Origin of the sequence: Gymnodinialimonas mytili, assembly GCF_037544085.1 — a bacterium.
GTDB classification, from domain to species: domain Bacteria; phylum Pseudomonadota; class Alphaproteobacteria; order Rhodobacterales; family Rhodobacteraceae; genus Gymnodinialimonas; species Gymnodinialimonas mytili.
The window spans coordinates 111,528-129,035 of sequence record NZ_JBBIFW010000003.1; the positions used below are offsets into that span (position 1 = coordinate 111,528).

General features: G+C 60.5%; 11 protein-coding genes. 6 read left to right on the forward strand and 5 right to left on the reverse strand.

Going from position 1 to position 17,508, the window contains the following annotated elements; genetic code table 11:
* Window positions 1–6: 6 nt before the first annotated feature.
* The 4 genes from V8J82_RS14770 to V8J82_RS14785 are packed head-to-tail and all read right to left on the reverse strand — an operon-like array spanning window position 7 to window position 10,030.
* Window positions 7–4,410 (reverse strand): NACHT domain-containing protein, encoded by a 4,404-nt coding sequence (locus V8J82_RS14770; protein ID WP_339976163.1) that lies wholly within the window; start codon window positions 4,408–4,410, stop codon window positions 7–9.
* Complete coding sequence (locus tag V8J82_RS14775; protein WP_339976164.1) at window positions 4,370–8,302, reverse strand: hypothetical protein; 3,933 nt, start codon at window positions 8,300–8,302, stop codon at window positions 4,370–4,372. The genes V8J82_RS14770 and V8J82_RS14775 overlap by 41 nt, the downstream gene beginning before the upstream one ends.
* On the reverse strand, window positions 8,295–9,377 hold the full coding sequence (locus V8J82_RS14780) for a nucleotidyl transferase AbiEii/AbiGii toxin family protein (protein WP_339976165.1): 1,083 nt from the start codon (window positions 9,375–9,377) through the stop codon (window positions 8,295–8,297). The genes V8J82_RS14775 and V8J82_RS14780 overlap by 8 nt, the downstream gene beginning before the upstream one ends.
* Window positions 9,377–10,030, reverse strand: a complete 654-nt coding sequence (locus tag V8J82_RS14785; RefSeq protein ID WP_339976166.1) for a DUF6088 family protein — start codon at window positions 10,028–10,030, stop codon at window positions 9,377–9,379. The genes V8J82_RS14780 and V8J82_RS14785 overlap by 1 nt, the downstream gene beginning before the upstream one ends.
* 362 nt (window positions 10,031–10,392) lie before the next feature.
* On the opposite strand from V8J82_RS14785, the gene V8J82_RS14790 reads away from it, so the two are divergent.
* Window positions 10,393–11,586, forward strand: coding sequence for a DUF932 domain-containing protein (locus V8J82_RS14790; protein ID WP_339976167.1), 1,194 nt, complete (start codon window positions 10,393–10,395; stop codon window positions 11,584–11,586).
* A 21-nt stretch (window positions 11,587–11,607) separates the two neighbouring features.
* On the opposite strand, the gene V8J82_RS14795 is transcribed toward V8J82_RS14790, so the two are convergent.
* Window positions 11,608–11,988: a helix-turn-helix domain-containing protein gene (locus V8J82_RS14795; RefSeq protein WP_339976168.1), complete on the reverse strand. Its 381-nt coding sequence runs from the start codon at window positions 11,986–11,988 to the stop codon at window positions 11,608–11,610.
* Between the two features lie 118 nt (window positions 11,989–12,106).
* Between V8J82_RS14795 and V8J82_RS14800 the strand changes: the two genes are divergently transcribed.
* The 5 genes from V8J82_RS14800 (at window position 12,107) to V8J82_RS14820 (ending at window position 17,438) form a co-directional block, all read left to right on the forward strand.
* Complete coding sequence (locus V8J82_RS14800) at window positions 12,107–13,027, forward strand: SDR family oxidoreductase (protein ID WP_339976169.1); 921 nt, start codon at window positions 12,107–12,109, stop codon at window positions 13,025–13,027.
* A 161-nt stretch (window positions 13,028–13,188) separates the two neighbouring features.
* Window positions 13,189–15,237, forward strand: coding sequence for a ParB/RepB/Spo0J family partition protein (locus V8J82_RS14805; protein WP_339976170.1), 2,049 nt, complete (start codon window positions 13,189–13,191; stop codon window positions 15,235–15,237).
* A gap of 72 nt (window positions 15,238–15,309) precedes the next feature.
* Window positions 15,310–15,801, forward strand: coding sequence for a DUF6878 family protein (locus tag V8J82_RS14810; protein WP_339976171.1), 492 nt, complete (start codon window positions 15,310–15,312; stop codon window positions 15,799–15,801).
* Window positions 15,802–15,812: 11 nt separating this feature from the next.
* Window positions 15,813–16,217 (forward strand): DUF6915 family protein, encoded by a 405-nt coding sequence (locus tag V8J82_RS14815; RefSeq protein ID WP_339976172.1) that lies wholly within the window; start codon window positions 15,813–15,815, stop codon window positions 16,215–16,217.
* Between the two features lie 174 nt (window positions 16,218–16,391).
* Window positions 16,392–17,438 carry a DUF7146 domain-containing protein gene (locus V8J82_RS14820; protein WP_339976173.1) on the forward strand — a complete coding sequence of 349 codons (1,047 nt, stop codon included), beginning with the start codon at window positions 16,392–16,394 and terminating at the stop codon, window positions 17,436–17,438.
* The last annotated feature ends 70 nt before the right edge of the window (window positions 17,439–17,508 follow it).

Below are 17,508 nucleotides of genomic sequence, written 5' to 3' on the forward strand. Positions count from 1 at the left end.
ATAAGCTCAAATCTTGGCTTCTGGGTCAGGGGTCAGTATCGGCCAAGGGCGTCCCGACGCAAGATCCGGATGGCGTGGTTCCGATTCTGGAGCACCGTATTCGTCCCGGAGCTTATCTATGACGTTGAGACAGCGCGCGGCGGGATCATCCTTACCGCCGCTGCTTGTAATCGCCAGCAGCTTCCGACGAAGTTCGGCCGCTGAGACGGGTACGACATTGTAAGCGCCCTCCCAGTCCTCTGCCGGGACGTGCTCCGTTACAGCGCTTTGTATCGACTGCCGCGTCATGAACGAGCGTCCAGATTTCATCTCGAAATCTATCAGCATCAATACACCGTCTATGTCAGGATCTTCGGCGACTGCGCTAGCTAGCAAGGCAAGCTGCTTCGTTGTCGGTCCATCCTCTAATAGGCCGTAGACATAGGTGCGGACCTCGAAGAACTCCGAAATCAATCCACCCAATTCGCGTTGCCAATGCCATCCATCGTATGACTTGCCGTCGAGCGCGCCGCTAACGGTCAAGTCAATAAGGCGGCGGGCGGCGGATATGGTGCCGAAGCTCAGCGCGGTCGCGCGCCACGCATGGTTCTGGTAGAGACGCGGGTCATCTTCGGCGAGCGTGAAAGCCACGTCTTCTGCGTCGTCCGAGGGTGAACTGCCGAGTCCGCGGACCATCTCTTCGAGCATTTGTGGATGGCGCTGCTCGTCCGGCATGCCGCGCGCGATGGCGGGCAGATCAGTGACAGGCGTGGCGAACGGCAAAAGGCGCAACCAATCGCGTAGTTGATACGCGTCGCTCTGTGTCAGAATCCAGGTCTCCTTCTTGGCCGCCTCAAAGGTCTCAGCGATGCCGTCGGCCACGAGCTTGATGTCAATGTCCTCGCCAGCGAGGACCAGCGACAGCAATAAGGCTGCGCGCGCCTGCCTCGGCGCGAGAGAAATGAGCTTCCGGATCGTCGCGTCACGCTGGCCGTGGGGCAACCGTGATCCCACAATGCCAAGCGCGACCGCCAGCCTCAATTGCGCATCCGACGAACCATCGACAATTAGGGTGTCGATTGCACCGAAGATCGCCTCCGCCTCGCTCGATGTCGCGGCGGGATCGGCGGCGCGGGCTTCCCGGCGCGTTTCCACGCGCGAGAAGTCTAAGCTGATCAGGAACTTCTTGTCGTTTTTGGGTTCATTTGCCTCAGACCACTGGGCGGCCAGCACACGCGCCGCAAGCTCGCCAAAATGCTCATCCGTCAGGTATTCATGCATCAACGCTGCGGTCTCCGGCGCTTTGATTGCCAAGAACGCCCGTTGGTACTCGTGCATATGAGGAGTTTGAGCTTCGTGCACAGCGTCGCGATCCTTCCAGCCGCTCGCGGTAGCTTTTTCGCGGAATGCCCCGTAGCGATGTAAATTGTCGTCAAGCATTCTCTTCAAGAGTGGAAGATGCGCGACGGACGGTGCGCGGCTCATCATGGTTGCAATGGTAGCTACGCGCCAGCGCTTTTCATCCTCATCGGCGAGCATGCGCTCAGCCCATTCGCACGCCAGCGCACCGATTACAGCCAAGGCTTCTTCACTAAAGGGTCTCGCCCGTTCTTCGTCGCCGTTGGTCTCGCGGGAAAAAAGCCCGGCCAGCTGGACGATTTCCTCATTATCGGCATCTGCCGCCCTCGCCTGAACAGCGGCCACCAAACTCGCACCCGGCGTGTGGCCGATACGGTCTCGCAGACTGTGATAGCGATCACCCGCAGCCTGATCGTATTTGCCGCTCGCGTCGCGCACGACTTTCCCAGCGGCTAGATAAGCGTCAATCAGCCGGCCAACAGCGTTTGGTCCGAGCACTGAAGCAGCGGCCTCAGCGCGATCGTCGTGGCGGCTTGTTTCTTCCAGGGCGATCCCGAGCAGTGCGTCGTCCTCAAGGGCAAACCCGGCGGCCGCAAGAATATTGTCGGCACCGTAGAAAAGATCGCGGCGTTCGTGCAAGCGACGCAGCAAGCCGTCAGCGAGCGCCTCCGGATAGCGTCTTCGCACTTCGTACAGTAGTTGTAGTTCGCCATCGCGCTTACGGTCGATTTCCATCTCACCAACGATCCCAACAACCTGGGTCTCGCAGTCATCTCCGCCCGGCGAATAAACAAGCCTACGCAGTCGTTCTGTGTGTGATGTTCCAGCGGCCCTGCGCCGTTCACGCGCTCGCTGGAGTGCCTGCCGAACAGCATCAACTGCAATGTCGTCGAGATGACCCTTTTGGGCGAGGATATCATAGGTCGCGTCGCCTGCGTCCTTTAGTAAGTCAGCGACATGACGGTCCGCCCGTCGAAATGAGAGTGCATCGACAACCGTCGCCTTCACTTCCGGCTCGCTGTCACTCTTCGCGATTGCGGTCGCAAGATCGAGGCCGTCAATTCCGCTGTTCGATGCGATTTCATGCAATACATGCTTGCGGATTTCCGATGGCAAAGATGCAATTCGCGTCGGCGCGTCGCCCCCAAGCACAGAAGGGCGAAATTGCTTCGCCGCTCGGAGCGCGCGCAGATGCACCTGATCGTCCACATGCGTGACAAGTGGCCAAACAAGATCGCTGAATTCCGGCCTGCCGGATGCGATCATGAAACGCACCGCACGGTCTGCCTTTCCTGGCGCGTGCCACTGCTCGACGAGGCTCCTCATTTCAGAGCTGATCGGTGCCCATACCTCGTCGGTGGCGCGGAAGATCATCTCGCCAGCTAGCATGGGATCGACTTCAAAAGCTGCGCGTATGGCGGCACTGGATGCGGCCTTATGGACGACGTCGCCGCGTGCGCATCGTTCTACTGCGAACAGGACCGCTTCTTCCCACGGGCGCTGATCGAGCACGTCGGCCTTCAGTTTCTCGCGTGCTGCTGGATCGCCGACGGCCTGTAGCATCAGTCGTTCGACGTAATGCGAAGCATACCATTCTTGAAACTGCTGGTGCTGAAACGAGTAACCCGGTGTATCGCCGGAGCGCGTCAGAACATGGTTGCTAACAAGCGTGTCGAGCAACAGGTCGGGCTGTGCGGAGATGGTGATTTGTCCGTCGTTAACCAGGACCCGAGCTGTGTCAGCGACCGATGTGCGCGCATTGCTGTCCGTGATTGCCGTGTTGGCCGCTGTTGTGGCGAATACGGCGAGGCCATCCAAATATTCCTGTTGGAAGCCGACTGCTACGGCTTGAAGCGCCGCCGCGCAGCGGGCTTCCTGCTCATGCGCAGCAATAAAGCGCCGCAGCACTTCTTCCTTTGTTGTCGGAAAAGGCGCGCCCTCTGGCAGCGAAAGAAGTGCCGTGAGGTAGAGTGGGATGGTTACAAGATCCCGGACACCCGCTGTCCGCCACGCTTGATCGACGAGCTGTGCGCCAACCTCGCCCCGCAAGCCGCGCGCGATCTCCATTTGCTGCTCGTCATCAAGCGGCAGTAAGTCAACGCGCGTCCCGCCGAACGGAATGTCGAGCGCCTGCTTGCGCGTGGAAATGACAAGACCGAGTTCCGGCAATTCAGCCTTGAGAGCTTTGATTTGCACGCGTGCGCGTTCGCGTGCGGCGGCATCCAGTTCATTCCAGCCGTCAAGAAGCAGAACGACACCGGGGTTCGCCGCGACGGCGCGAAAATCCTGCTCGGAAATTCCGTTGAACGCGGGGCGTTTCAGCAAGGATGCGAGCAACGCGCCGCCTTCGGTGGCCCAATCTCCCAACGGCGCGATAAGCGGCGTTCCATTGCCGATTTCCAATAAACCATCGGCGACCTGAAAGAGAGTTGTCGTCTTTCCCATTCCGGGTGCCGCAATAAGGATTAGGTCATCCAATGTGGTCACCGCATTCGCAAGCGCACGCGTACTAAGCGCCTCGTCCACATGCTTCACCTTTAATGTCAGCGTAAGCGCCACGTTTGTGCCAGGCCATTTGGCTGTTCGACGGAACACGGCGAGGTCCGCCGCAGCAGCTGCTCGAAGTCGGCCTAGCAATTCGTCTGGCGCCGGCATTTGCATTTCAGGCCCGTACGGCACGTTGTGCATCACGCTGCGCCACGAATCCTCGTTCGTCTGCCTTTTCCAGTCGCGCAATTCCGCAACGGTGAATTTCGAGTCCGGAGCATCGACAGCGCGCCCGTGTACGTCGCAGAGCCAGATACCGTTTTCGGCGGCCCGACGCTCTTCAGGGGTCATGTTCGGGTCATACCGGGGGCCGCCCGGCGCGGCGGCGCAAATATGTGAGGCTTGACCGATATTGATTTCACCGGCGCCGTCAGAGGTGGCCGCGTGGGTCAAACGGCGGCATGCCGGATTAGAGCAATGACCGCGGGCTTGTCGCTCAATGGCCCGCTTGGTCGCAGGCGTGAAATCATCTCTGTTCTTGTTCTTAGCCATCGCCAGCTTGCTCGGATGAGGTCGCTTGGGCATGTCCGGACGATTGCCCTTCGACCGAAATGCTGTCGATTTCAGCGGACATTAAAAGCAGGGACAAATACCCCGCTGTCTCAGCGCTATTGCTTGAAGCTCCGCCAATCGCAGCTTGCGCTTCTGCGGCAAAATCAATGTCCCCAGTTCGCAGACGGTCGATCAATTCGAACACGTCCGAGTTCAAGGCTGTGTCAGAGGCAGGGAGCCGTCTGGTCAATTCTTCGGCCTTTCCTGCGAAGGCGGTCTCGAGGCTTCTACGGGCAAGGACTTCACCTTCGGGACGACCCTCAGCCCCAAGGTGATTTTGATCCATTGCCCCGAGTTCGCTGGCAAGGCTCAGCAGCTCCCCGAACGTCCTGGCCATAGCAGATGGAGCTTGTGGCAATCCGAGTTGCTCGACCCAAAGGGCAGCGCTTTCCATGTCAGGAAAGAGGGTCTGGTGGCCCGCCTTTGCGAGCGCCGGGAACGCGACATCCTCAATGGTAGGTAGTATTGTAAGGTGGATCGATGAGTCCACCAAGGACCGCACGAGTTCGGCTTGTTCGGCGAGTGCGACCACCGCATCAGCAATGTCGGGTGCGGGCAACAGCGCGAGAACGTCTGCCGGTGGCCACGGTAGAATACCCTTGGCGTTAACGCGAAGATGGAACTGTGCAACGATCCCGGCGTCCTCTGCCAAGCGCTCAATTTCTGTCTTTCGCTGAGCTAGTCGTGTTTCCCCGGCAGCTTTGGCAGTGAGGGAAACGAGCCGAACAGAGTTGCCTATTCGCGCGCCTTTGCCGCGCGCCGCCCAAGTAGCCACCGGCGGCTCCTGTCTCTCATGTGCTTCGCCGGCGAGCAGCCGAATTGTCTCTAAGAGGGTCTTGAGCCGTTGGAGTGTTGCCGGAGGCGCATCGCCGATGAGCTGCCAAGGCTCTTCGGCGACGGCCGTATCGATATCGGAGATAAGTTCGTTCAGCCACGCAATGTAGGCGCCTGCCCGATCTGGCAATAGTGCGAACCTCTTGACGAGATTCACGCTGACGCTGTGCAGGATGTTCTGGAATTTGGTGACCGCGGTGTTCGCCTCTCGGCTCCCATCGCCTGATGCGTCAAAAGACGAAAGTGCCGGTGGCGTCAGCGCTTCAGTATCCGCACTGAGTGAATTCAGCTTGTCGGCGAGGTTGCCGAGTGCATCCTTTCCTCGAAAATGCGCGTCGAAGACCTTCTCCATAGTCGGCACAAGGGCATCGAGAATTGCCACGCCTCTGGCAAGATAGTCGCTGTAGCTCGGAGCGGCGACGCGGCGGGAAACCAGGTCACCCCACCGCCGGTTCCACTGAGGAACTGACGGTGGGGGAAGATTTTCTCGGGGAATCCGCTTTGTTGCGAGCGGCAACTGGGCAAGGCCAGCCAATTCGCCACTTGCGGTAATAGCGTTAGACACCGCAATGTCAGCCGACGGGCACAGCGCCAGTATCCGCTCACACAGGCTTACAACCGCGTCGTGCGGATTGTTCTGCACAGAGCCGGCAACGTACCAAAGATCGCAACGGACGATCACTCCATCATCGGCATCTTCGATTGTTAAGGGCCCGGCCCAAGCTGTCTCTGCCTGAACGCGTGCGAACAGCGCCTCTTGTCCGGCCTCGGCGACCCAATCACTAGCGATCTCACGATCCAGGGCAGACAAGGTGCCCATTAGAGACACCAAGAGATCGAGATTGGCATTCAAGAGGTCTTCTGGAGCCTGCATGAGACTGGTCCGCACCGCGGCTGGCAATGGCATTCCGACCAACGCTGCGAGAATCTCATCTAAGCTCGCCAAATCCGCTGTCTCGATCAGAACTGACAAAACGGAGGGTGACATACGCTCCATCAACAGTCGGCGAGGGTCATCTTCCGGCGAACCTTTGATCTGCGAAAGTCGATCCGCTGCAGCCTGGACCTCCGTGATGATGCTGAGACCACTCAGATCAATATCCGCAATCCCGAACATTGCCGCGCTGCCGACTTGCGTTCGTGGCAACGCACGCGCTTCAGGCGTGTTTAGCCATTCGTCGACACCCGCAGAAACGCGGCCCGAACCCAGCCCCCGGAGGGCTGAAGCCAACGCCCGCGCATCCGGTTCGCCCTCCAAGCGGGCAGTTAAGCCATCGAGCACTGCCGGAACAGGTAAACGCCGCTCTGATAGCGCGTCCGAGACCAAGGGCGCGAGATCGGTGGCGGGCACACTTACAACCGTCCGCTCGAAGCTCGTTTCGAGGGTCGGCAATGTTGTCTGGTGTGTGAGCTGCAGCAATTCTTCAGATCGAAGCCTGTGTAGGCCAGTGATCGCGCCTGGTGCAGGCGAGCGGATCAGATGCTCTTGGATGAGGCGCTGTAGGGCGCGTGACAGATCAGCCTCACTGACTGAGAGCGCGCGCGCCAATCGAGATGCATCAACTTCAGCATTCGCTGCGCCTGCCCAGGCACCAGATCGCAAAATATCAAGTTCGAGGGAACGCTTCGGATCTGAAATCCTGGCCGCAACCTGGTCAGCGAGAAGTTCGTGCATTCGCTGTCCGCGCGTCAGGATATGAACATATTCTAAAAGAAGGCCATCGCTCATCTTCCACGGCTCGCGCCAACCCGCCCAGTTCGTCATTTCAGCTTCGCGCAGTTCTCGCCAGAGTCGTTCTGCGAGTTCATCGTCGGGATCGGCGCGTATTTCGGCTGCACGGGCGCGCTCGGCAATCAGCGTGATATCTTCTTCCCGGACCGAACCGAGCAGGACGACGCCAGGTACAGACATCGCTTCTTTGAGCAAGGCGCCCCAGCTTTCCGGCCCGTTCCGGCCAACATCATCCATGACAAAACCCAGGGGACTGTCTTCTGACGCGCGAAACGTCCGGATCAACTGGCGCAGAGATGGAATATCCTCAGCGCTCAGACGACGGATACGAAACCACCGCACCGTATGGCGCAACGTGTTGGCGGCTTCCCACATTAAAGCGGATTTTCCGGCCCCTGACGGTCCGACGATCAACGCGGCCCGGCGTTGTTCAATACCTTGCACCAAAGCCGACCTGTTTCGGGGGCGTTCGGCCACCAAACCTGCCGCGATGTGACCGGGTTCGACGTCGACCCCGAGATAGAAGTTCGGATCGTTGAGAGGCGTAAGGAAATCTACCGGTTCGCAGACGCCATCCCTGAGGGCGCGATCGATCGCGTCGATGTCGATAGCAGCCAAGACGTCGCGGATTGACGTGTCGGTGTCGGAGATCGAAAAGCCACGATAGTTCTCCGGCGCCAACCGGCCATTGGCGTCTGCCAAGGCACCCACGCGGACCAGCAGATCGGCAAAGCACATCTGCGCTGCGATCGGGGCGCAGTCCAACCGATCTACGATCAGGCTGATCGCCAATTCCTGCGGTGAGGTCGTGACGATGATCGAAGTTCTTGGGAGAAGATCAGAGGGTCCACTGAACTTTGCAAGCTTGGTGCGGATCGGACCTTCGATCAAACGAGCTGCAGGGTGGCCGTCGAGGGGAACCAGGCCCGCCACTTCGCGCTCAAGAACGAGCTCCAGTCGCTGCGGCTGCGGTGCGGAGCCAAGCGACCGCTTCCACAGGTCCTCAATGTGTCCAACCGTTTCGCCTTCCGTATGGTCCCCGAGGTGTTCCCGTCGGCTCTTGACCTGGACAAAGCTTGTTTCTTCCCCACGCAGCTCAATGTCGTCACCACCTTCCGGGATCACGATGGCGGGCGCTCGCTGACCAGCCCATATTTCTATCGCCAACCAAGCGGACACGGCATCCTGGTAACGAAAACCCCGGCCTGCATTGGATCCAGCTCTGGATGCAGCCTTGGTCGGTTTGGACGATGACTTAGGATCACGGCGTGGCTTCGGGCCTTTTGTCTTCTTAGCCATGTTTCTGGCCGTCGCTTTCTTCAGCTCCTTCCGCCGCAACATTCAGAGTCGTCTCAAGTGCAATGATATCGGCGATAATCCCTTCAAAGTCCGGAGCGTCTCCGAAGATCATGCCCGACATGGCGCGATAATCACGGCTTAGGTCGTCGAGCATCTTGCCTTCGGGGCGAAGCGAGAATGTGGGGGGCGTTGCCGTCGCAAGATCGAAGGCTGGGCGATTGAAGAACATCCGGGCATGGGCCACGCAGTCGGCACCCAGTTCGCGATATTTCAACGCCCTTCGACCGGTATCCGAAGCCAACAGTTGGTGTAGATCGTAGTAGTGGCGCGAGACCCGTTGGCCGTTTCCTTTGAGTTCTCCGCGATTGTCGAACCAACGCCGCAGCCCATGCAGGATCACGACCTTGTCCCAAAAGGTCCGTTCCGGATCGACCGTTGTGACGTTACCGACGCCCAAGTCGATATCTGGGATGTCGCTTTCTAGATACGGTCGGATGACGCGATCCGAATTGGGATCGAGAGCGGACTTCGCGCCGGACTCGATCTTTACGGCTTTGCCGACATAAGCATCCTCCGGCGTTGCGGTCGGATAACGCACATAGAGCGCCTGACTGTCTTCGGGGTCAGGCTCAATGCGGAGCTTTTCCGTGCTGACCTGATTGCGTTTGGCCGTTTCGCCTATGATCTCGGACAGGTCCGCCAGGCATGAGCCATTGATGTAAGTCTCGCACGCCGCCTTGATCGCATCGAGAGCTTTGCCGCGTTTCTTACCGCTGAGAGCTTCCAGTTCCGCGATAGAAGCTGCTTCTCCCAGATCGTCACGGAAGACAGTGACATCGATATCTTCCGAGAAGCGCTTGATCAGGCCAAACCCTTTGGAGAGCGATGTTCCGCCTTTGAACAGCAAGCGTGGCCGGTCTGCCAATCCGTTAAAGAGTGCATCAAGGGTCCAGCAAACCCAGAAGTCCTTTTCGACGTTCTGGGGTGTCGTACCGAGCCGTTGGGCAGTCGTCGTATATAGACCCAGACGTGTCTCATCGTCTGCTGCGATGACCTGATCGAATGCAGAGTTCATCATGTGTCGGCCTGTTCTTTCAACATCGGCCGCAAGAAGGTCTGCATCCAGCTTGGCAAGGTCGACAATCCCGCCTGCAGATCTTCCCGGATCGCCTGTCCATTCTCTGGGTGCTGAAGAATTGCGGCCAGCCGCCGCTTAAGAACTGCATCCTCATCTACGTGACCCATCGTGTCCCGTAGCCAATGCAATGCCTGGACGACGCGCATGGCCGGCCGACCGGCCCAGTACAGCTTGCTCGCAGCGGTCGGCTTGAACGTGATTCCAAGTTGGCCGAGCGAGACCGACTTGAGCCGCGTGTCCGCGTGCACGACGATTTTTGCAGGAACCGCATTCGTAAGTCCGAGATCGTTGGCGGCAGTCATGCCGTCAACGAGTACGCGGATCTGGTCCCGACGAGCGATGGCCTCAATAACCTGTCTTGGGTCGGGAGGATTGCTTTTCTGCGTCAGAATGTTGAATGACGGTTTGTCGTACAGCCCCCGATCCACCCGTCGCAGACTTCCAGCGCGTGTCAGCCGCTGCAGTGTCTTGTCCACTGCGTCGCGCGCGCCAAGATCAAGGAAATCTCGCGGCGTCCAAACCCCTCTTGTCGCACCCTTGTCGATGCGCTTCAGGATCGCGGTTTTCAAGTCTGATACGATGGCTGTCATGTCCGAAATATGTAGTACTATTTCGGACGGATTGCAAGAATCGTGTCCGAAATCTGTATACGCGCTTCGGACAGGGCCTGAAGTGATACGAAACCTCAAACTCCAACGCCCAGGCTGAGAGGTTTAGTATCATCGAAGGAGGTAGACAGGCGTCCCCTGCGGGCCAGGCTGTCGGCGAAGCGGAAGCCCCATCGGGTCTTCCCCCTGACGGGCGTCCATCCCTGACGCAGGGTGCTGCGCATCGGTACAGAGTCAGGCCGCCATGTCATGCAGCGGCCAGAGTGAGAGGCCTGCGGCTGTCGCCGTGACGGGTTTGGAGGTCGAGAGAGAGGCTCTCGGACCGCCCGTCATGGAGATCAGCCATGACAGCGATTGAGATCATGAACGGCCGCCCCGAGAGCGGAGGCTACAAGGTGGATGTATCCCGCGGCGGACACGACGGGCGGGTATCGTCCGAATGGTTTTCCCGGCCCGACGACGAGAAGTATCTCTCCCTCTCGGACCTCTTCGCTTCGGTGAAGGGCCGCGCCGAACGGAGCACAACACGAACAATGGAGAGCGCGGCGATCCGCGTCGAGGCCCATCGCGATGATCCGGAAAAGCTGGCGCTCGTCCTGCCCGACACCGAAACGCCAGTTGCGCCCACACATTGGAGCTTCGGGCAGCTCGCGTCCCTTGTCGGCGCTCCGGCGGCCTATCTGCGCCAGCTCCCTGCGCCGCTCGCCGGGATCAATTTGCAATACGGCCTCACCAACCACCGCGCCGAGCAGGTGAAGACGATGGAGGTCGCGAATGGGTGCACGGAACTGCGCGCCGTCACCGGCCCGGACTATGGCCGCATCTACGATCATGAACTCGTCTCCGCCGTGCAGCGCATCGCCGGCGACGGCGTCGGTGACACGCGCTGGAAGGTGCCGGGCGTGCTCGACTGGTCGACCGGCGTCTACAACCCGATGGTCGACGTGACCAAGGACACGACCACGCTCTACGCCTCCGACCGCGACGTCTTCCTGTTCCTGGTCGACGACAGGAACCCGATCGAGGCAGGCACGTTGCCCGACGGGTCGCCCGATTTCTTCTTCCGTGGATTCTACTGCTGGAACTCGGAAGTCGGCGCCAAGACACTCGGCATCGCGAGCTTCTATCTGCGCGCCGTCTGCCAGAACCGCAATCTCTGGGGCGTCGAGGACTTCCAGGAGATCACGATCCGGCATTCCAAATATGCTGCGGGCCGGTTCGCGCACGAGGCGGCACCGGCACTGGTCAACTTTGCCGACTCCTCACCACAGCCCTTCATCCAGGGCATTCGGGCCGCACGTGAACGGATCGTCGCGCGCAGCGATGAGGATCGCACCGACTTCCTGCGCAAACGCGGATTTTCGAAAGCCGAGACCGGCAAGATTGTCGAGACCGTCCTAGCCGAGGAAGGCCGTCCACCCGAGAGCGTCTTCGACTTCGTCCAGGGCATCACCGCCGTCGCCCGCTCGAAGCCGCAACAGGATGCGAGGCTCACCATGGAGACTCGCGCAAAGAAGCTTCTGGAGGCCGCACGCTAGCACTCGTGGAAAGCTGGCGGCTCAGGCCGCTGGCATCTCACCGACTGGCGTTTCCGTCTTCGCTTCGATCCTCGCTAGCTTCGCATTTAAGGCTTGTTCCATTGCCTCAAGCGTGGATCGGCGTTCTTCCAACTTCACCAATTGCTCACGTAGAATGCTCGCCTGGGCATAAGTGTCCATATCTGCCGAACGATATCGCTCAGCCAGATGCTTGATCTCGTTCAAGGAAAACCCCAGCGATTTCGCCATAGTAATCATCTGCGCGGCCTCGACCTGGTCTTCGTCGAAATCGCGATAGCTGTTCGTGGCCGACCCATTGCCTGCCGGTTCGATCAATCCCAGACGCACATAGAAATTGACGGTATCGCGCGTCAGCCCCGTCGCTTCGCAAAATGCCTTCATCCGCATCGTCGTGGCCTCCGGACGGTTAAATCAAGTATCATCAAAAATACTATTGACCATGGACCATACTCCACAGTCAATAATGTTATCTCCATCACATCCAGACACGGAGACCCCTATGGCAAAACTTCATCCATCCTCGGCATCGCCCGTCGTCCTCGTCACCGGTACGTCCTCCGGTATCGGCGAGGCGACCGTCCATCGCTTCGCCCGGAAGGGCTGGCGCGTCGTCGCCACGACCCGGCGCAATGAAGAACCCTTCGCCGACCTGCCCAATGTTCGTTCGGTCTATCTGGAGCAGGCCGATCCCGCATCCATCAAACGCGCCGTGGCCGAGGCCACGGAGGCGTTCGGACGGATCGACGTCCTGGTGAACAATGCGGGCTACTGCCTGATGGGCCCGATGGAAGCCGTCAGCATGGAGCAGATCCGCGCCCAGTATGAAGTCAATGTCTTCGGACTGATTGCCGTGACGCAGGCGGCGTTGCCGCATCTCAAGCGTGCCGCTACGGACCGACCAGGCAAGGCCGGCATTATCAACATCGCCTCGATCTCGGCCGACAATGGCTATCCCTTCAACGCGGTCTACTCGTCTTCGAAAGGCGCCGTTATGTCTTTGACCGAGGGCTTGAATGTGGAGCTCGAGGTCGTCGGCCTCTATGCCAAGGCGGTGCTGCCCGGCTTTATCGCGACCGACATCTTTAGCAAGCTCGACGCGCCGGAGACGATGCCTGACTCCTACCATCCGCTCTGGGAGCAGTTCAGCGACCTGCAGTCCGAGGTGAAAGGGTTCACGCCCGAACAGGTCGCCAAGACGATCTTCAAAGCGGCCACGGACGGAAAAGCAGACAAGGTTCGTTACTATCCGACGCCTGACGCATCGAGCGTGCCGCGCGCCAAGAGATTGATGGGCCAGGACGGCTATTGGCGCACGTTCAGGCGCGCTCTTCTGGAAGGACCGACCTGGTTGCAACGAAAGCTCGCGCCCTCCGGCAACCGCGACGTGACGATCGTCCTGCCCCGCATTGGGCGGCCTTAGCGCTGATGGTCTGCAGCTGAGGTAGCGGGTTCCGAAGTCGCTTTGCCCGGTCCCCTTTGGTCAAGCCGATCGATGAAGGAGAGTGAGAGGTGGGCCGTGGTTTTCGTGACGGGTCTGGAGGTCAGAGAGAGTCTCGTGACCGCCCGTCGCGGAGAAATCCCATGACGAAGTCCAAGAAAATCACCCTCAGCGCCTCGCGCGACATCCCCTTCAACAAGCTGGTTCTGAGTCAGGCGAACGTCCGGCACGTCAAGGCCGGCGTTTCGATCGAGGAGCTCGCCGAGGATATCGGGCGGCGGACGCTGCTCGCGAGCCTGACCGTTCGCCCCGTCCTCGACGATGAAGGCGCGGAGACCGGCATGTTCGAGATCCCGGCCGGCGGGCGCCGATATCGCGCGCTCGAACGGCTCGTGAAGCAGCGCCGGCTCAACAAGACCGCACCGGTGCCCTGCATTGTGCGCACCGACGGCTTGGCGGAAGAGGACAGCCTTGCAGAGAACATCCAGCGCGCGCCCCTGCATCCGCTCGACCAGTTTCGCGCCTTCCAGACGATGCGCGAGAAGGGCAAGTCCGAGGAGGAGATTGCCGCGGCCTTCTTCGTCTCGGTCAATGTCGTTAAACAGCGTCTCAAGCTGGCCGCCGTCTCGGCGACACTGCTCGACGCCTATGCCGAAGAGGAGATGACCCTCGACCAGCTCATGGCCTTCACGGTCAATCCCGACCACGAGCGCCAGGAACAGGTCTGGGACGCGATCAAGCAGCACTACAACAAGCAACCATACGAAATCCGTCGCATGCTGACCGAAGGCGCCGTGCGTGCGTCCGACCGGCGGGCGCAGTTCGTGGGTCTCGACAACTACGTCGAAGCGGGCGGCGAAGTGCTGCGCGATCTCTTCCAGACTGACGATGGTGGCTGGTTGCAAGACGCGACCCTGCTCGAGACCATGGTCACCGAGAAGCTGAACGAAGAAGTGGAGGCGATCCGCGCCGAAGGCTGGCACTGGATCGAGGTCGGCACCGACTTTCCTTACGGCCACACCTATGACCTGCGGCGCATTCGCGGTGAAGCCCAGCCGATGAGCGAGGAAGAAGAGAAGACCTACGAGGCACTCAAGACCGAGTACGACAAGCTAGAAGACGACTATGCCGAAGAGGATGAGCTTCCTGAGGAGATTGATGAGCGGCTCGGCGAGATCGAGACGGCGATGGAGGCGCTCCAGAACCGTCCCATCCGCTTCGAGGCGGACGACTACGCTATCGCGGGCGCATTCGTCAGCATCGACGGCTCTGGCGGATTGCGGGTCGAACGCGGCTACGTCCGGCCTGAGGACGAACCGGCAGTCGAAGCCGAGGACGATCCGGAGGGCACGACCGTCGACCCCGATACGGACGATGCAACCACTGACGCACCCGATCCGGTGACGGATCAAGATGAGGACGAGGATGACGACGGCACCAAGCCGCTGTCGGACCGCCTCGTCTGTGAGCTGACGGTCCATCGCACGATGGCGCTGCGCGACGCGCTCGCCAACGATCCGCAGCTGGCGATGCTCGCCTTTCTGCACGCGATGGTCCTGCAGCTCTTCTACCATTACGGCCAGGACAGCTGTGTCGAGATCAGCCCGCGCTCAACGCAGTTCGGATCGCAAGCACCGAACCTTGGCGAAGCTGCCTATGTCCAGTCGATCGATCTTGGCATCGAGACCTGGGCGGGCAATCTTCCGAAAGCGCCAGAAGACCTGTGGAATGCGCTGACCGAATGGGACAGCGACAGCCGCGACGCGCTCTTCGCCCATTGCGTGGCCATGACCGTCAACGCCGTCCAAGAGCCGCATCACCGCAAGCCGCGCCAGATCGCGCATGCCGACATCCTGGCATCGACGCTGGGCCTCGACATGGTGAAGGCGGGCTGGACGCCGACGGCGGACAGCTATCTCGGCCGCGTGACCAAGGCGCAGATCCTCGCCGCGGTGCGCGAGGCCAAGGGTGACAAGGACGCCGACCGCATCGCCGGGCTCAAGAAGCCCGACATGGTCGAAGCCGCAGAAGAACTGCTGGCGGGCACGGGCTGGCTCCCGCAACCGCTGCGCACGGTTCCACTCGCGGCAGACCCGTACGAGCCGGAGTTCGAGATCGTCGATGATGGCGGTGTCGCGCCGGACGAAGCCTCCGTCGAGGACGAAGAAGCCGCTCTCCAGGCCGCGGAATAAGTCCGCCCACCCATCACCCCCTCAATGGCCCGGCCCTCGCGCCGGGCCTTCTTCGTTTCAAGGAGATGTCCGATGACGGATACGACCGACACGGCGGCCCAAGTCGCACCCACCCCGACCTTCGACTTCGCAAAATGGGAGGCAGAGCAACAGGCGCGCAACGCGCTGCTCGACACCATCCGTCCCAAGAACAAGGCGGCGATCTTCGCCGTTCTCGCCGAGGCCAGCATCGCCAATGTGACCGTCGAGTTCGACGGCTATGGCGACAGCGGCGGCATCGAGAGCGTCCATGCCGAAGCCGATGGCAGTGAGATCGCTCTGCCAGACGGCTCAATCACGTTTCTCACGCTCCGCTGGCGCGAGACCGAACCCACCGAGAAGACCATACCGCTCTGTGAAGCCATCGAAAACATGGTCTACGAGCTGCTCGGTCAGACCCATGCCGGTTGGGAAAACAATGCCGGGGCCTATGGAAATTTCGTCTTCGACGTGGCCGCTGAGACCATCACCCTCGAATTCAACATGCGCTTCGAAGACTCCGAGTTCTTCGAGCACATATTTTGAGGGAGGCGGAGATGGGACATTGCTACCACCATGCGCTCTCGTCGGCGCGCAAGTTCGGCGGCACGGCAGACGACTATATCGCCCTGCATAACTGGTTCGACGAGTCCAAGTGCATCACCGCCGACTTCCGGCATCGGGCGCTGCGTCACCATGCGGAGGGCATCTTCATGCTCGAACGCATTTTCGGGACCGTCATCACGGTTTCGACCGGGCGCGAGGTCCCCGTGCGCCAAATCGGCGAGCAGCATGTGATCGAGGATCTCGGCTTCATCCCCAGCTTCGCCGATTGGGTGCGTTGCATCCGGCCCGAACCCTGGATGCAGCGGGCGCAAGCCATCCACCAGATCCTCGATCCGTTCGCGGCCGAGGCCGAACCTCGCAGGGGCGTAGCGCGAAGACAGGTCGACGGCGGCTGACGGTCCATCGCCGCACATCGCCTCATCAGCGAAGATGGGCCTGTCGCCACCGCCTTCGCCCACCATCGAGCAGTTGGCGACCACCAACCGAGGGAGACGCTCCCCCACTCCCTCACCCTGGGACCTGTCGGACGCGGCAGGCCCTTTTTTCTGCGCATCATTCAGGAGAAAGACATGGACAGTCCCGCAACGGACCTATCGCAAAAGCTCAGCCGCGAAGCCGAGGCTGTATGCCGCCAGTACCTCTCGAATGGACGCAAGCACGGCAACTACTGGGTCGTCGGCGATGTCGACAATTCGCCCGGTCGCAGTCTCTATGTCCGGCTCACCGGGCCGACCCGCGGGAAGGGTGCGGCAGGCAAATGGACCGACGCCGCCACGGGCGAGCATGGCGATCTGCTTGATCTCATCGCGGCCAATCTCAATCTCTCGACGCTGCGCGACACACTCGACGAGGCGCGTCGCTTTCTCAGTCTTCCGAAACTGGAACCTCCTGAAAAGCAGCCGCAGACGCCGGCAATGCGTGGATCGCCCGAAGCGGCCCGACGCCTTTGGGCGATGGGTCGACCCATCCCGGGCACGCTGGCGGAACGCTATCTTTCCGGACGCGGATTGACGGACCTTCGATCCGTGAGAGCGCTTCGGTTTCATCCGAACTGCTACTATTGGCGAGAGGATGCGGACGACGATGATGTACCCGACGCCTGGCCCTCCTTGCTCGCGAAAGTCACCGACACTGCCGGAACGCTGACCGGCGTCCATCGGACCTGGCTTGATCCCGAGACGGCCGAAAAGGCTCCACTCGATCCCAACCGCAAGGCGATGGGCAACCTGCTCGGCCACGCCGTCAGGATCGGATCGCCGACCGACATTCTCGCTGTGGGTGAAGGCCTGGAGACGATGCTCTCGCTGAGACTGGCACTTGCTGGTCTGCCGATTGCTGCAGCGCTGTCTGGCAATCATCTCGCCGCCTTCGATCCGCCAGCCGGTCTTCAAAGACTCTATGTTGCCATCGACAATGACGAGGCCGGACGGACGGCGTTCGCTGCGCTGACAGACCGTTTCGAGGGCAGTGATCTCCAACTTCTGCCGCTCCGTCCGATGCTGGACGACTTCAACGGCGATCTCCGGAATCACGGCATCGACGAGATGCGCAGCCATTTGCGTCCCCAGCTCTTGCCGGTAGATGGTCCAACCTTGCTCGCGGTGGAGACCGACTGAAACGGAGAACCGGTCTTGTCAGCTGGACAAGCGGAATGAACCTCACGCCGTAGAGCCGCGCCCGACGGCC